This window comes from Bacteroides sp. OF03-11BH (assembly GCF_003604005.1).
Lineage (GTDB): Bacteria > Bacteroidota > Bacteroidia > Bacteroidales > Bacteroidaceae > Bacteroides > Bacteroides ovatus.
On sequence record NZ_QTMW01000019.1, the window covers coordinates 110,837 to 128,007 of the forward strand.

The 17,171-nt window shown below is 42.1% G+C and carries 12 protein-coding genes; 9 read left to right on the plus strand and 3 right to left on the minus strand.

What is annotated here, in order from left to right:
• The first annotated feature begins 136 nt into the window (after positions 1-136).
• From DXA54_RS15395 to DXA54_RS15415, 5 genes are all read left to right on the plus strand, one after another.
• Positions 137-4,567: a two-component regulator propeller domain-containing protein gene (locus tag DXA54_RS15395; RefSeq protein ID WP_120079960.1), complete on the plus strand. Its 4,431-nt coding sequence runs from the start codon at positions 137-139 to the stop codon at positions 4,565-4,567.
• Positions 4,568-4,625: 58 nt separating this feature from the next.
• Entirely contained in the window at positions 4,626-6,308 is a 1,683-nt protein-coding gene (locus DXA54_RS15400; RefSeq protein WP_120079962.1) for a thrombospondin type 3 repeat-containing protein, read from the plus strand.
• Positions 6,309-6,338: 30 nt separating this feature from the next.
• Complete coding sequence (locus tag DXA54_RS15405) at positions 6,339-9,458, plus strand: DUF6298 domain-containing protein (RefSeq protein WP_120079964.1); 3,120 nt, start codon at positions 6,339-6,341, stop codon at positions 9,456-9,458.
• Positions 9,459-9,634: 176 nt separating this feature from the next.
• Positions 9,635-10,186 carry an RNA polymerase sigma factor gene (locus tag DXA54_RS15410; RefSeq protein WP_004296026.1) on the plus strand — a complete coding sequence of 184 codons (552 nt, stop codon included), beginning with the start codon at positions 9,635-9,637 and terminating at the stop codon, positions 10,184-10,186.
• 82 nt (positions 10,187-10,268) lie between these two features.
• Entirely contained in the window at positions 10,269-10,520 is a 252-nt protein-coding gene (locus DXA54_RS15415) for a hypothetical protein (RefSeq protein ID WP_052587804.1), read from the plus strand.
• A 118-nt stretch (positions 10,521-10,638) separates the two neighbouring features.
• Here the strand turns inward: DXA54_RS15415 and DXA54_RS15420 are convergent, their stop codons facing one another.
• Positions 10,639-11,892 carry an MFS transporter gene (locus tag DXA54_RS15420; protein WP_120079966.1) on the minus strand — a complete coding sequence of 418 codons (1,254 nt, stop codon included), beginning with the start codon at positions 11,890-11,892 and terminating at the stop codon, positions 10,639-10,641.
• A 77-nt stretch (positions 11,893-11,969) separates the two neighbouring features.
• On the opposite strand from DXA54_RS15420, the gene DXA54_RS15425 reads away from it, so the two are divergent.
• The 3 genes from DXA54_RS15425 to DXA54_RS15435 are packed head-to-tail and all read left to right on the plus strand — an operon-like array spanning position 11,970 to position 13,964.
• Positions 11,970-12,737 carry a threonine/serine exporter family protein gene (locus DXA54_RS15425; protein ID WP_022198938.1) on the plus strand — a complete coding sequence of 256 codons (768 nt, stop codon included), beginning with the start codon at positions 11,970-11,972 and terminating at the stop codon, positions 12,735-12,737.
• A gap of 1 nt (position 12,738) precedes the next feature.
• Positions 12,739-13,224, plus strand: a complete 486-nt coding sequence (locus tag DXA54_RS15430) for a threonine/serine exporter family protein (protein ID WP_004318282.1) — start codon at positions 12,739-12,741, stop codon at positions 13,222-13,224.
• A gap of 11 nt (positions 13,225-13,235) precedes the next feature.
• Entirely contained in the window at positions 13,236-13,964 is a 729-nt protein-coding gene (locus tag DXA54_RS15435; protein ID WP_004296021.1) for a DUF6064 family protein, read from the plus strand.
• Positions 13,965-14,114: 150 nt separating this feature from the next.
• Here the strand turns inward: DXA54_RS15435 and DXA54_RS15440 are convergent, their stop codons facing one another.
• Positions 14,115-14,924 carry an SDR family oxidoreductase gene (locus tag DXA54_RS15440; RefSeq protein WP_120079968.1) on the minus strand — a complete coding sequence of 270 codons (810 nt, stop codon included), beginning with the start codon at positions 14,922-14,924 and terminating at the stop codon, positions 14,115-14,117.
• 37 nt (positions 14,925-14,961) lie between these two features.
• Positions 14,962-15,582, minus strand: a complete 621-nt coding sequence (locus tag DXA54_RS15445; RefSeq protein WP_009039587.1) for an HAD family hydrolase — start codon at positions 15,580-15,582, stop codon at positions 14,962-14,964.
• A gap of 255 nt (positions 15,583-15,837) precedes the next feature.
• Between DXA54_RS15445 and DXA54_RS15450 the strand changes: the two genes are divergently transcribed.
• The gene (locus DXA54_RS15450; RefSeq protein WP_120079970.1) at positions 15,838-16,953 is read left to right on the plus strand and encodes a tetratricopeptide repeat protein; all 1,116 of its coding nucleotides are present in this window, start codon (positions 15,838-15,840) and stop codon (positions 16,951-16,953) included.
• Positions 16,954-17,171: the final 218 nt, after the last annotated feature.

Genomic DNA, 17,171 nt, shown 5'->3' on the forward strand with positions numbered 1-17,171 from the left:
TACGATAAAAGTGATTAGCAGGTTAGTAATAAGTGATTAGCAGGGTAATCTGCCAACTTGTTTTTTATATGTTACTAAAGCACTATTCAAAAAAAAGACTATCTTTGAGTACGTTTAATTCCAATTATAGCCATCAATGAGAAAACGGAATATTCTAATACTATTACTATCCATGATAGGCATGTATGCTTTTGCCTATCCAAATATGATTGTAGAACACTACACGGCTGAACGTGGTTTGCCTAATAATATCGTAAACTGTACATTAAAAGGACAAGACGGATTTATCTGGTTTGGTACCTGGTATGGACTATGCAGCTTTGACGGAAGTAAATTCCGTTCCTACGATAACCATGACGGCTTTTATTCCACAGATATTCCGCCGCGTAAAATTCAGCGTATCGTAGAAGATAAGAATGGTTTTCTGTGGATTAAGACTATCGACCGTAAACTCTATCTGTTCGATAAACGGCATGAGAGCTTTCATGCCGTCTACGACGATGTGAAAGAATATTCCGAGAACATTCAGATTATCAAGATTCAGACGACCGAAGACGGCGACGTATTGTTGCTGACAAAAGATAAAAGCCTTTTGCGTGCGTACACCGACAAGGAAGGTAAAATAACGATGAAACAATTGCATGATTCGCGTCCTAACGTGAACGTGTACGACATGCGTCTGAAACACAACATATTCTGCGAAACAGCCGAGTTTATCAATTGGATCGGTATGGATTATCAGATTCTGTCCCTACGGAAAGGGGAAGCGCTGAAAGACAAACCTGCCGACTTTATACAGAAAAAAGTATCTGCTAACCCGGATCAGTTTACTTGTGCCTCTTATAATTCTAAATTCTTATGGTTGGGAGACAAGAAAGGCCACATTTATAGCATTGATCCGCAAAACGGAGTGGTCAACCGTTACGAGATACCGGAAATCAAACAGCCGGTTTCTAATTTGCTGGTAACGGAATCCGGTTTGATGTACATTACCACCAACGAAGGAGCATACGAGTACAATATCGGCTACAAACAGTTGACCAAGCTCCCCTTTACCATCCCCGAAAAGGACAATGGAATTATATTCTATGATAAATATGATAAGGTATGGTTTCAGGAGGGTAACCAGGCATTGACCTATTATGATCCCCTGAACAGGAGCCATCACCGCTTTACATTCCCCAATCAGAACGCAATCGGCAATTTTGAAATGCAGGATGCCGGCGAACAAGGCATGTTCTTTATGACTCCGGGAGGAGAAATTCTTCTATTCGACAGGGAGAAACTGGAAATGACCCGTATCAACCAATTGAAGCCTTTCTCCGACGATCTTCCCAATCAGCTTTTCTTCCATCTTCTGCTGGATAAAGATGGCATCCTTTGGCTGGCATCTACGAGCAGCGGAGTATACAGGCTTAATTTCCCCAAGAAGCAATTCCAACTGCTGACAGAAGTTTCTCCATCTCCGGTGGTGCCCGAGAGATCGACTTCTTGGAATCAGGGAATACGTGCTCTCTTCCAGGCGCAAAATGGGGATATTTGGGTAGGAACCCGCTGGCAAGCCTTGTATCGCCTGGATCGTAACGGACAAGTGAAACAAATCTTCTCGGATAAGAACTATCTGTTAGGAGCCGTATATCATATTATGGAAGACAAAGACGGTAATCTTTGGTTTTCCACCAAGGGAAACGGGCTTGTTAAAGCCGAACCGGACATGAATTCACCGCACGGGTTGCGTTTTACCCGTTATATCAATGACCCCAAGAATCCGAATTCTATCAGTAACAACGATGTGTACTTTACCTATCAGGACAGCCAGGGACGCATTTGGGTAGGATTACTGGGAGGAGGTCTGAATCTAATTTCCGAAGAGAACGGAGCAATTACCTTTATACATAAATACAATGGCTTGAAACAATATCCTGCATACGGTCTTTATATGGAGGTACGTACCATGACGGAAGATGAAGACGGACGTATTTGGGTAGGAACAATGGATGGCCTGATGTCTTTCGACGGACATTTCACTACCCCCGAACAGATCCAGTTTGAAACGTACCGCCAGGTCAGCGAAAATTCAAACGTAGCGGATAACGATATTTATGTACTCTACAAAGATACTGATTCGCAAATCTGGGTAAGTGTATTCGGAGGCGGTTTGAATAAATTAGTCCGCTATGATAAAGAAAAGCGTGAACCGATCTTCAAATCATACGGCATACGCGAAGGAATGAATAACGATGTAGTCAAGTCCATCGTAGAAGATAAAAACGGTAACTTGTGGTTTACAACGGAAATTGGCTTGTCTTGCTTCAATAAAGCTACCGAACAGTTTCGTAACTACGACAAATACGACGGTTTCCTGAACGTAGAACTGGAAGAGGGTAGTGCCCTCCGTACCTTGAATGGAGATTTGTGGATTGGTACCCGGCAGGGAATCCTGACATTCTCTCCCGACAAACTGGAAACATTGCATACGAACTACGATACACGTATTGTTGACTTTAAAGTTTCCAACCGCGATCTGCGTAGTTTCCGCGAATGTCCGATTCTGAAAGAATCCATCACATACGCCAAAGCAATCGAACTTAACTACAATCAATCCATGTTCACGATTGAATTTGCCGCATTGAATTTCTATAATCAGAACCGGGTATCTTACCGATATATACTCGAAGGATATGAAAAAGAATGGCATTATAACGGAAAGAACCGTATCGCTTCTTATACCAACGTACCTCCCGGAGACTATACATTCCGTGTAGAAACCGTAGATGAAGCCAATCCGGAGCTGGTTTCCAACTGTACACTGGCCATCACTATCCTTCCACCGTGGTGGTTGAGCTGGTGGGCAACCCTTATATATGTAATTCTAGGTTTGGCAGCTCTCTATTTCAGCCTGCGCCTGGCTTTCTTCATGCTCAAAATGAAGAATGATATTTATATCGAGCAGAAGGTATCGGAGATGAAAATCAAGTTCTTTACCAATATCTCCCATGAATTGCGCACTCCTTTGACATTGATAAAAGGTCCGATACAGGAACTAAGAGAACGCGAAAAGCTCTCTCCGAAAGGATTGCAATATGTGGATCTGATGGAGAAGAACACCAATCAAATGCTGCAATTAGTGAATCAGATCCTTGATTTCCGGAAGATTCAGAACGGCAAGATGCGTTTGCATGTGTCATTAATTGATTTTAATGAGATGATAGCTTCTTTCCAGAAAGAATTCCGGGTACTTTCCGAAGAAAACGAGATCAGTTTTACTTTCCAGTTGCCGGATGAAGCGATTATGGTATGGGCGGACAAGGAAAAAATGAGCATTGTTATCCGCAACATCATATCCAATGCATTCAAATTCACTCATTCCGGAGGAAGTATTTATATAACTACCGGATTGACGGACGACGGTAAACGTTGTTATGTACGGGTGGAAGATAACGGAGTAGGTATTCCACAAAATAAACTGACCGAGATTTTCGAACGCTTCTCGCAAGGAGAGAACGCGAAAAACTCCTATTATCAGGGCACGGGTATCGGATTGGCACTTTCAAAAGAGATCGTCAATCTGCATCACGGACAGATTCGTGCCGAAAGTCCCGAAGGACAAGGAGCGGTGTTTATTGTGGAACTTCTGATGGATAAAGAGCATTACCGCCCGTCGGAAGTAGACTTCTATGTGGGAGATACGGAGACAGCCCCTGTTTCGGTAGAACAAGATCCTGTTGCAAATGCCATATCCGAAGACGGTACGGAAGAAGAACCGGAAATCGACGCTTCATTACCGACCCTTCTGTTGGTGGAAGATAACAAAGACCTTTGCCAGTTGATAAAGCTTCAGTTGGAAGACAAGTTCAATATCCATATTGCCAATAACGGAGTGGAAGGTTTGAAGAAAGTACACCTGTATCATCCGGATATTGTGGTGACCGATCAGATGATGCCCGAAATGGATGGGCTTGAAATGTTGCAATCCATCCGCAAAGATTTCCAAATCAGCCATATCCCTGTCATTATCCTGACTGCGAAGAATGATGAAGGCGCCAAGACCAAAGCGATCACTTTAGGGGCGAACGCCTACATCACCAAACCTTTCAGTAAGGAATATCTGTTGGCACGTATCGACCAGTTGCTTGCCGAACGGAAACTGTTCCGTGAACGAATCCGTCAGCAAATGGAAAACCAGACGACGACCGAAGAAGACAGCTACGAACAATTTTTGGTAAAGAAAGACGTACAGTTCCTCGAAAAGATACATCAGGTCATTGAAGAAAATATGGACGACAGTGACTTTAACATTGACACCATAGCATCCGGTATCGGATTGAGCCGTTCGGCATTCTTCAAGAAACTGAAGAGTCTTACCGGCCTGGCACCCGTCGATCTGGTAAAAGAGATTCGTTTGAATAAATCTATCGAGCTGATTAAAAATACGGATTTAAGTGTTTCCGAAATTGCTTTTGCTGTCGGATTCAAGGATTCGGGATATTATAGCAAGTGTTTCCGGAAAAAATATAATCAGTCCCCTCGCGAATATATGAATGAATGGCGGAAAGGAGAGAGATAACCGATTACAAAATGCTTTCTTAATCGTCCTTTTAGAAACCTAATTAAGATTCGAAAGAATGAACAACATTAAGAAAGTATTATCAGCGTGGATGCTGGTTGCTAGTGTACTACCTGTGGCAGCCCAGTATCCTGTAATTCCGGACTCGGTAAAAGCAAGAGGAGCAAAACAAGAAGCGGAGTTTGAACGGAAATCGGATGCGGCATGGGAAAAAGCTTTGCCGACAGTGTTAGAAGAAGCAAAGAAAGGTCGTCCCTATAAGCCTTGGGCCTCCAAACCCGAAGATTTGATAAAAAGTAATATCCCGGCTTTCCCCGGCGCGGAAGGCGGAGGTATGTATACTCCCGGTGGTCGTGGAGGGAAAGTGATCGTAGTTACTTCGCTGGAAGATTCCGGTCCCGGAACATTACGCGAAGCCTGCGAAACGGGAGGTGCACGTATTATTGTATTCAATGTAGCGGGAGTGATTCGTTTGAAAAGCCCGATTAGCGTACGTGCCCCTTATGTAACAATTGCCGGACAAACGGCTCCCGGAGATGGTATCTGCGTCACCGGACAATCTTTCCTGATCGATACACACGATGTCGTGATTCGTCACATGCGCTTCCGCCGCGGTGCGCAGGACGTAGCTTTCCGTGACGATGCAGTAGGAGGGAATGCGGTTGGAAATATTATGGTAGACCATTGCTCCGCCAGTTGGGGATTGGATGAAAATATGTCTATCTACCGTCATGTATACAACAGAGGGGCAGACGGACACGGGCTGAAACTTCCGACGGTAAACATTACCATTCAGAATTCTATTTTCTCTGAAGCATTGGATACCTACAATCATGCTTTCGGTGCAACCATCGGTGGGCATAACAGTATGTTCTGCCGTAATCTCTTTGCTTCCAACATCAGCCGGAATAGTTCGGTAGGTATGGACGGCGATTTTAACTTCGTCAATAATGTTGTTTTCAACTGGTGGAACCGTTCCGTAGACGGAGGCGATCACAACAGTTTCTACAATATGATAAACAACTACTTCAAACCCGGTCCGATCACTCCGATAGGTAAACCGATTTCTTATCGTATTCTCAAACCGGAAGCAGGACGTGACAAAAACAGACCGCTTTCATTCGGAAAAGCATACGTAAATGGAAATATTATCCATGGCAATGCCAAAGTTACAAAAGATAATTGGGACGGAGGCGTACAACTTAAAGAAGAGGTGGACGCCGCAAAGTTTCTGCCGCTAATTAAATCGGACGAGGCTTTCAAAATGCCACCGGTAACTGTAATGGATACCAAAAAAGCTTATACCTTTGTATTAGATAATGTAGGAGCTAATTTTCCGAAACGCGACGCAGTAGATGCACGTGTCATTAAGACCGTACAAACAGGAAAGGCCATCTATGCGAAAGATGCACCGGAGTTTGTCTCTCCTTACGTGAAGAGACGGTTACCGGCTGATTCTTACAAGCAAGGTATCATCACAGATATTCGTCAGGTAGGCGGACTGCCCGAATATAAAGGTGAAGCGGTAGTAGACTCGGACGGCGACGGTATGCCGGATGCCTGGGAAACGGCCAACGGATTGAATCCGAACGACCCGGCTGACGCAAACATGGACTGCAACGGTGACGGATATACTAATATTGAAAAATACATCAATGGCATAGACACCAAGAAGAAAGTAGACTGGACAGACTTGAAGAACAATTACGATACATTGTCTAAACGGAAAAGTCTGTTGTAACCGGATGAAAAGAGATTAAAGTTTATTGTAATGAATATACAAGTAAGAACGATCCTTTTAGGATTATTGAGCATTGGGTTTGTGCAAAGTTATGCGCAAACCTTTGCTTTACAGGTTAAGAATGACCAGATCACTTACCTGAATGATGATCGGGGAAACCGGATTCTCGATTTCTCTACATGCGGATATAAATCCTCCGAACAGGATATTCCTTCTGTTCGTAATGTGGTGTTTGTACCCTGGAAAGCCGGAGATAATACTGCACGTATTCAACGTGCCATTGATTATGTAGCTTCGCTGACTCCTGACGCTTCCGGTTTTCGGGGAGCCGTATTACTCGATCAGGGAGAATTTTCCCTGTCCGGCAGTATTCGTATCTCCACATCCGGAATTGTATTGCGGGGTACGGATAAAGAAAAAACAATACTGCTGAAAAAGGGCGTAGACAGAGGTGCGCTTATCTACATGGAAGGAGTGGACGACCTGAATGTGCAAGACACATTGAAGGTGCTTTCCCACTATGTTCCGGTAAACGCGAGAACATTGGAAGTCGCTTCGGGTGTTTCTCTGAAAAAAGGAGACCGCTTCATGGTTACCCGTCCTTCCGGCAAAGAATGGATTGCCTCTTTGGGTTGTGATATTTTTGGAGGAGGTATCAGTGCTTTGGGATGGAAAGAAGGTGACATGGATCTGACTTGGGACAGAACAGTCTGCGAAGTAAACGGCAACCAGGTAACACTGGATGCTCCGCTGACTGTAGCTTTGGATGCTAACTATGGAACTTCTTCCCTGTTGACTTATCAATGGAACGGACGTATTCACGATTGTGGCGTAGAAAATATGACACTGATTTCTGATTACGACAAGCGTTATCCTAAAGACGAGGATCATTGCTGGACAGGTATCTCCATTGAAGATGCGGAAAACTGTTGGGTGAGACTGGTTAATTTCAAGCATTTTGCAGGAAGTGCTGTAATTGTTCAGCGTACAGGTTCCAAAATTACCGTTGAAGACTGTATCTCGAAAGAACCCGTTTCAGAAATCGGAGGGATGCGTCGTTGCACTTTCCATACGCTGGGACAACAAACTTTATTTCAACGCTGCTATTCGGAACAAGGTATTCATGACTTTGCTGCCGGATATTGTGCAGCCGGTCCCAATGCTTTTGTACAATGTGATTCGTATGAATCTTTGGGATTCAGCGGTTCTATTGATGCTTGGGCGTGCGGACTGCTGTTTGACGTAGTAAATATCGACGGTCATAACCTGACTTTCAAGAATTTGGGACAAGATAAAAACGGAGCCGGTTGGAATACGGCAAACAGCTTGTTTTGGCAATGTACCGCAGCGGAAATCGAATGTTATGCCCCGGCAAAAGATGCGATGAACCGTGCATACGGTTGTTGGGCACAATTCTCCGGTGACGGTGAATGGGCACAATCCAACAATCATGTACAACCTCGCAGTATTTTTTATGCTCAATTGGAAGAACGGTTAAACAAAGAATGTGCGGAACGTGCACGTATTCTGCCCAGAAATACAAGTGCCACCAGTAGTCCTACAGTGGAAGTAGCTATGGAACTCACTAAAGAAGCATATAATCCACGGTTGACGTTGGAACGTTGGATAGGTGATAATAAGTTTGCTCCTTCGGTGGCATCAACCGGAGTAAAATCAATTGATGATATTAAAGAGAAAAAGAGCGCTGCACTTGCAAATTCTTCTTCTACTGCTGCTAAATTATTAACCCAACCGGAAGTAACTGTAACCAATGGACGTATTCAGATGAACGGTGCTCTATTGGTTGGAGGCAGTCATACCACCCCTTGGTGGAACGGAAAGCTCAAAACCAATTATCTGAAAAAGGCAAGTCCGGCCATCACCCGCTTTGTACCGGGGCGAGAGGGATTGGGATTAACCGACCGCATTGATTCTGTAGTCGACTTTATGAAACAGAAAAACATTCTTGTTTTCGATCAGAATTATGGTCTTTGGTACGATCGTCGCCGGGATGACCACGAACGGGTTCGCCGTCGGGATGGTGATGTATGGGGACCTTTCTATGAACAGCCATTCGGTCGTAGCGGTCAGGGAACAGCATGGGAAGGATTGAGCAAATATGATTTGAAACGCCCTAATGCATGGTACTGGAGCCGCTTAAAAGAATTTGCAGAAAAAGGAAATAAGGACGGACTGCTGTTGTTCCATGAAAACTATTTCCAACACAATATATTGGAAGCCGGTGCGCATTGGGTAGATTCTCCATGGAGAAGCAGCAATAACATCAATCAGACCGGATTTCCTGAACCTGCTCCATTTGCCGGAGACAAACGAATCTTTGTGGCAGATATGTTCTATGACATTACTCATCCTGTCCGTCGTGAATTGCACAGACAATATATCCGCCAATGCCTGAATAACTTCGCGGACAATTCGAATGTTATTCAGTTGACAAGCGCTGAATTTACAGGCCCGTTGCACTTCGTACAATTTTGGTTGGACGTGATAGCTGAATGGGAAACTGAAACCGGGAAGAAAGTAAAAGTGGCATTGAGTACAACGAAAGATGTACAGGATGCAATCCTTGCAGATCCTAAACGCGCTGCCGTAGTAGATATTATTGATATTCGATACTGGCATTATAAGACGGACGGAATCTTTGCGCCGGAAGGTGGAAAGAATATGGCGCCACGTCAGCACATGCGGAAGATGAAAGTGGGAAAGGTAACTTTCACAGAAGCATATAAAGCTGTCAATGAGTATCGTCAGAAATTTCCTCAAAAGGCAGTGACATTCTACGCACAGAATTATCCGGCTATGGGATGGGCTGTATTCATGGCAGGAGGTTCATGTCCTGTAATTCCGTGCACAGATAAAGCGTTCCTGAAGGATGCGGTAGCAATGGAAGTGGAAGAAACAAATACGGATGAGTACAAGAAAATGGTAAAATCTGATATTGGAAGTATCATTTATTCCAAGTCCGGAACAGAAATTCCTGTTCAATTATCGTCCGGAAAGTATGTGTTAAAGTACATTCATCCTGCTTCCGGAAAGATTGAAACGATAAATAAATCACTGAAAATAAATGGTTTATACAATCTAAAGGTGCCAGATAAGAAAGAAGGTATTTATTGGTTCCATAAGTTATAAAGCAGAGAATCCCGTTGAAGACCATTCAGCGGGATTTTTGCTTTTTATTGGTAATTTCTAGTAAAAGAGTGTTATAAAACATGATACTTGTTTTTTCAATCCACAAACCAGATTTTACCTAACGTTGCGGTCGATACTGCTTAGTTTTGCAACATCAAATCAATCGAATTAATGCTATGATGGAACAGACTAATCATTCAACCGACACTTTACTCGCTTCTTTTCAAGCGGGAAACATGGCAGCTTTTTCACAGCTGTATAACTTGCACATCAACGTCCTTTTTAATTACGGATTGAAGTTGACCATTGATAAAGAGTTACTGAAAGATTGTATTCACGACATCTTCGTGAAACTCTATACAAAGAAAGATGAATTAGGAACCATTGATAATTTGAGATCTTATTTATTCATCTCCTTAAAGAATAAGTTGTGTGATGAACTTCGCAGACGTATGTATATGTCTGATACGGCAGTAGAAGAAGTTAGCATATCCACTCCTACAGATGTAGAAGATGATTATATGGAAGAAGAGCAACGCAAGAATGAATTTTCATTGGTTAGACGTTTGCTCGACCAATTATCTCCCCGCCAACGCGAAGCGCTTACATTATATTATATAGAAGAAAAGAAATACGAGGATATTTGCGAGATTATGAATATGAATTATCAGTCTGTACGCAACTTGATGCATCGCGGATTGACAAAATTGCGTAGTTTGGCGAGTTAATTTTAGTAAAAAGGTAAATGGATTGAGTACATAGACAGGATAACGCCGTCCTACTTATGTAAACGCTTAAAAAGGATGCGATATGTGCTCAAAGGTAATGGATTTTTTGACGGATGATGATTTTATCAACTATGTGCTGGGTGTAACTCCGCAATCAGCTTCCCAATGGGAAACTTATTTCAGAGAGCACCCGGAAGAGACGGCAGATGCAGAAGAAGCTAAAGCTGTATTATTGGCTCCGGCAAATGTAGACTGTGGCTTCTCAATAGTTGAAAATAACGAATTGAAAGATAGGATTATTAGTAGTATAAAAGATTTTTCGGGTATTTTGTAGATAGGTTAGTATAGTTAAGATAAAGTAGTTAGGTTAGTTAAGGCATTAAAAGATTGACGCAGTCTTTCACAGGAGGTTTAATTTTAAACACTGTGAAAGGCTGCGTTTTTTATTTGTTCTATTCAGGTTTATCGCCAGATTCCTGAATATCGAAAGCACTACTGAAACTGACTATTAATACGATACATCCGCCCAATATGCCGATAAGCATATAAGCGATACGGATATCGAACGCCTGCGAGATGGCACCGATAAGCAGGGGAGCAATCAGCGAACCTATAAAACTGATGCTTGACAGAATGGTAAGTGCAATACTGACCGGTGTTTTTGATTTGGCTCCCACGAAGCTGTACAAAGTAGGCACAATGCAGGAAATACCCAAGCCGACCAGCATGAAACCTAAAGAATTAATGATTACTTTCATAGCCATAGATTCGAAAACTCCTCCTAACAGGGCAGAAACAAAAAAGCCGATACAGATAAAGCTACCCGCCAGTTGCAGGACTTTCTTCTTTCCCCAAAGCTGATAAGCATAGTTAGTCAGGAAACGGCCCGTTGCCATCATAATCATAAATACAAGAAAACCGATTTGCAATGATTTAGGTACATGAACCACTGATTCGAAATAAACGGCACTCCAGTCGAACATTGCACTTTCTACAACCAGCGCAAACAGTCCGACAAGTCCTAACTGCAAAAGCAACATTTCCGGTTTTTGAAATAACAGGCGAAAACCATTGGGAGCTTTGGCTGTATTTCTTTCCTGCGTCTTTGTATCAGAAACTTCCGTTTCCTGCGGTGCGCTCTCCTGCAAATATTTCCGCCCGGAAAGTGCAATTATAAGGATGATGATAAATATCAGTGTATAATGCCAGATGGGGGAGACTCCTGCCAAAATCATTACGAAGCCGATAAGTGCTCCTGCACATGCCCCCAGACTCCATCCTCCATGAAAAGTGGCCATAATGGTTTTACCATAGATACGTTCCACCTCAATGCCTTGTGTATTGAATGATATATCGCACAAATTCCAGCACACACCGAAGCAAAAGAGCAGAAAGCCTAAAAGATAGACCTCATGAGCCAGCCCAATGCAAAGCAGAGATGAAGCGTATCCCAGGATACTGACCTGTACCATGCTCCGGCTTCCTAACTTCGAAACAAGATAGCCAGCCAAGGGGATCGCGACAAATTTTCCGACAGGGATCATAAATAAAATCAGCCCCCAGTAGAAAGCATAATTTGCAGCAAAAACGTCTTTAAAATCAGGGATTCGGCTAGCCCAACTTGCCATACAAAGTCCTTGGGCAAAGAAAAAAGTCAATATGGCAAAACGTATTCTCTCTTTTGGATGCGTAAATTGGTTATTCATGCATTTTTTATTTTTAATCGCGGCAAAGGTATCTATTTTTTTTGTACTTTTGCGCCCGATTTAAAAATATCATATTCATGAAGACAGGCGAATCTTTATTATCCATAGGTAAATTTATTGCAGAATATTCAGCCCATTTAATGGGGGCCGGAGTACACACCTCGCGGGTGGTACGCAACACAAAGCGTATTGGAGAGGCTTTCGGACTAGATGTCAAATTAAGCGTATTTCATAGAAACATCATTCTGACTATTATAGACAAAGAAACAAACGAGGCTTGTAACGAGGTCATAGACATTCCTGCACACCCAATCAGTTTTGAACATAATTCAGAGTTAAGCGCATTAAGCTGGGAAGCAGTAGACAATCATTTGTCATTGGAAGAATTGAAAGACAAATACAAGAAGATTATTTCTGCTCCGCGGATACATTCGCTTTTCGTATTATTATTAGTAGGATTTGCCAATGCGTCTTTCTGCAAATTGTTCGGCGGTGATTTAATTTCGATGGGAATTGTGTTCTCGGCTACCATTACAGGATTCTACCTGAAACAACAAATGCAGGCGAAAAAGATCAATCATTATGTTGTATTTATAGTCTCGGCTTTTGTTGCTTCCCTGTGTGCTTCCACCGCGCTGATTTTCGACACAACTTCGGAGATTGCCATGGCGACCAGCGTGCTTTATCTTGTGCCTGGGGTTCCCTTGATTAATGGCGTGATTGATGTAGTAGAAGGATACGTTTTAACAGGATTTGCCCGTCTGACAGAGGCTTCTTTGTTGATTGTCAGCATCGCTATCGGACTTTCCTTCACATTATTAATGGTAAAAAATAGTTTAATTTGATATGATAGCACTTGACATTCTTACGGATGGATTTTTTGCAGCAGTAGCAGGTATAGGATTTGGTGCGATTTCCGATCCTCCTTTGCGTGCATTCAAAATGATTGCCATACTGGCAGCACTGGGACACGCCTGTCGTTTTTGTTTGATGACCTATTTAGGCGTGGATATTGCCACAGGTTCGTTGTTTGCCGGATTAGTCATCGGCTTCGGCAGTTTGTGGTTAGGGAAAAAAGTATATTGCCCGATGACGGTATTGTACATTCCGGCGTTACTTCCCATGATTCCGGGAAAGTTTGCATACAACATGGTATTTTCACTTATCATGTGTCTGCAAAATGTGAATGATCCGGATAAGCTGGACAAGTTTATGTCGATGTTCTTCTCTAATACTCTGATAGCAAGCACAGTGATTTTCATGTTGGCGGTAGGAGCTACGTTCCCGATGTTCCTGTTCCCACATAGAGCCTTTTCATTAACAAGACACTAAAACGAACTTTTATGGAGATTTTTTGGAGAACAATTGCATATTATAATTCAGCTACCTGGCTGTTACAGATAGTTATCATTCTGATTGGTATTGCATTGACCGGATTGCTTATCGGCCGACCACGTCCGTGGGTGAAAATGGCGATGAAGTTCTATATGATAGGTCTGTATACGTGGATTTCTCTGGTCTACTATTATATCTACTGTGAAGAGCGTAGTTATAATGGAGTAATGGCTATGTTTTGGGGTGTGATGGCTATCATTTGGATATGGGATGCGATTACGGGATATACTACCTTTGAACGTACCCACAAATATGATCTACTGTCTTATGTGCTGTTAGCAATGCCTTTTATATATCCTTTGGTTTCATTGGCACGCGGTCTCTCATTCCCGGAAATGACTTCTCCGGTCATGCCTTGTTCGGTAGTGGTGTTTACTATTGGATTGTTATTGCTGTTTGCGCAAAAGGTCAATATGTTTTTGGTATTGTTCCTTTGCCACTGGTCGCTGATCGGATTATCCAAAACTTATTTCTTCCAGATTCCGGAAGATTTCTTATTGGCAAGTGCTACGATCCCCGGCTTGTATCTTTTCTTTAGGGAGTATTTCCTGAATAATCTGCATGCCGATACCAAGCCGAAAGCAAAATATATCAATTGGCTGTTGATAAGCGTTTGCGTCGGACTGGCCGTGTTGCTGACTACTACCATGTTTTTGGAATTGGTTCCGAAAGGTTAATTCGGAAACATATAAAATATTCAAATAAAAAAAAGAGGCCGTTCAAAAAAGCCTTGATCTTATAAAATCGTCCTTACTACAACCTATCGTAGTAAGGACGATTTTTCTTTTAGGAACTTTGGGAACAGTTTCTTTTATATATCGTATCGTTTACTTAATTGCGTAGAATATCCGTAAGGCATATTGCATCACTGCATCAGGCAACCATCTTTTACTCTTCGCAAACAATACCTGTATCCAGGGACCTACTTTCGTCCGAAAAGGAGGATTGGTACGTTCCACTATCTTACAGATGGCAGCACCCAACTTTCGCGGATGGCATCCATTACGTTCTTCTTTTTCTATAATCTCTAATGATTTCAGAAAACTTTCTCCGTAATCGGCATCCAGTCTTGTCTGTTCGGAGATATTCCGGTTATCAGTAAATCCGGTGTTGAAGTCTCCCGGTTCTACTACACAAACCTTTATATGGAACGGATGAACCTCTAAAGCCAATGCTTCGCTATATCCCTCCACAGCAAATTTCGAAGCAGAATAAAATCCCTGATAGGGGATTCCCATTACACCACCGATAGAGCTGATATTGATAATCTTTCCTTTTCGTGCTTTTCGCATATGAGGCAAAACAGCTTTACACATGTTCACTACGCCGAAGAAGTTTGTATTCATTTGTATATTCACTTCTTCTTCAGTGGCAAGTTCCAATGCGCCACCAATACCTATTCCGGCATTATTAATCAATACGTCAATCCGCCCCTCCTCCGATAAAATCCGCTCTACGGCCTGACAAACGGAAAGGAAATTGGTTACATCGACAACAAGCATTTTTACATGATTCATGTCTTCGGAAGGTTTCCGGCTTGTTCCATAAACGATGTGTCCTCGTTCCGATAACATTTGAGCGGTAATCTTGCCGAATCCAGAGGATGCTCCGGTGATAAGTATGACTTGTGGTTGCATATTTTTTATTTGCGATATGGTACTAACTGCTCAATTATCATTTCTGCAAGATAGCAGTCATTTCTTCCCGCCAATCCGCACCATTCTTCGGTTGGAACGTTTCAAATCCGAGTTCTTTACCGATTTGGATATTCGAAGCACCGTCATCTACAAATAAAGTTTCGGAAGGAATGATATTACAATCATTCACCATATAATCGAATATTTCCGGTGCAGGTTTCGTGTGACCGACTTGATAAGACAAATATAGTTTGTCACAATAATCATTCAACGGCTTTTTCTTCGATGAGAAATCGGGGCCGCATGCCCACGACATAACAAAAGGATTGGTATTACTTAAAATATACACATGATAGGACTTTCTCAATTCCAATATATAATCGAGTTTATTTAGATTCACTTCATTGAAAAAGCCCAGCCATGCCTGTTTGGTTTCCTCCATCGTCAATGGACGGCCACATAAATCCCCCAGTTGTTTCCGAAACTCATCCGCACTTAGCTTTCCTTCTTCCAGTTCTTGAAAGATGCCGGTCTGGTGATATTTATCCAGCCGGGTATCAGCATCTGCCAGTCCCAGTTTGATAAATGCCTGAACCGCTTTGTCACGATCAATATCTACAATCACCCCTCCAAAATCAAATACAATGTTTTTAATCATGATATATAATTTTTTTGTTTGCTACAAAGATACGGCTTATCTTCTTAATTAACAGTGCACAACGGCTTGATATTTGTCAAAAAAACATAGTGACGCTATCCTTGCCAAATAGTGTCACTATCACACCCGGATAGCGTAGCTATAAGGAGAGGATAGCGTCACTATACTTTTTGTATGACTTAGGGAAGGATAAATACCGATTATTTTTTATATTTGCAAATCCAATCAATCCTTTGTAAAGACAAAAATAGAGTTATGAATAACCTTCGAATTTTATTGTATATGATGCTCCTTTCATTGGCTGCATGTCATCCGGAAGGAACGAGTGTGAAGCAAGGGTTAGACAAAGCCGCACAACTCATGGCACAGGACCCGGATACGGCATCTATTATTCTTGAGACTATTCAGACAAGTCAAATGAATGAAGCTCAACTGGCAGAATATAATTTATTGTGTACCCAGCTCAACGAGGATAAAAACATTCCTCATTCCTCTGATAAGCAGATCAGGCAGGCGGCATCTTATTATGAGAAGAATGGCAATGAATATCAAAAATCCAAAGCATATTATTATCTTGCCTGTGTAGAAAGTGATCTGGAACAGAAAGAGGAGGCAGAAATCCACTTTAAGGAGGCAATCAAACTTGCCAAAGAAACAGAGGAATACGATCATCTGGCAAAAATCTGCAAACGATGTAGTCTTTATTATCAGAAATACGGTAACTTTGATGAAGCACTGGAAATGGAGAGAAAGGCATACGCCAGTCAGTTGATGTTGAATGACGGTAAAAGCGATTCTTCAGTAATTCTTTCTTCTGCTTTAGGAATGTTTGGTGTGATGTCTTTGTTACTTGGGCTACTCTGGAAGAAAAATCGGCACGCACTTTCCCAATTGGATCTTTTCAAAGAAGAAATACTGAAAAAAGATGTTGAATCGGATAAGCTGATTTTGCAATGTAACCATCTCGAAGAGAAGTATCAGTCTCTTCAACTACATATCTATGAAAGTTCCCCCGTTGTCTCAAAAGTACGACAGTTTAAAGAACGGAATGTTTTGTCTTCTAAAATCCCTTCTTTCTCCGAGAAAGACTGGACAGAGTTACTGCGACTTCAGGAAAACGTCTATGGACTTGTATCTAAATTGAAAGAAATAGGTCCGAAGCTCACAGAAGAGGATTTAAGGGTATGTGCTTTTCTGCGGGAGGGAGTCCAACCTGCTTGCTTTGCTGATTTAATGAAACTGACTACAGAGACGCTGACCCGGAGAATCTCCAGAATAAAAACGGAGAAACTGATGCTGGCAAATTCTAAAGAGTCACTGGAAGATATTGTGAAATCATTGAGGGATCTTTCATTTTGTGCAAGAAATTAATTATTATCTGGTAATGATTCATTATCTCCTTACTACATTTAAGGATTTTCGTTGCAGAGATTAATGGTTTTTAGTACAGAAATTAGTAATCTTTTATGCAGTCGGGTAGTTGTCCCGTTATAACGGGACGATGGGCATCCTATAGGGTGACAAATGTCACTTTATAAGGTGCAGGGCAGACGCATTATATTTTTTACTATATTCTCGTTTGTAATTTC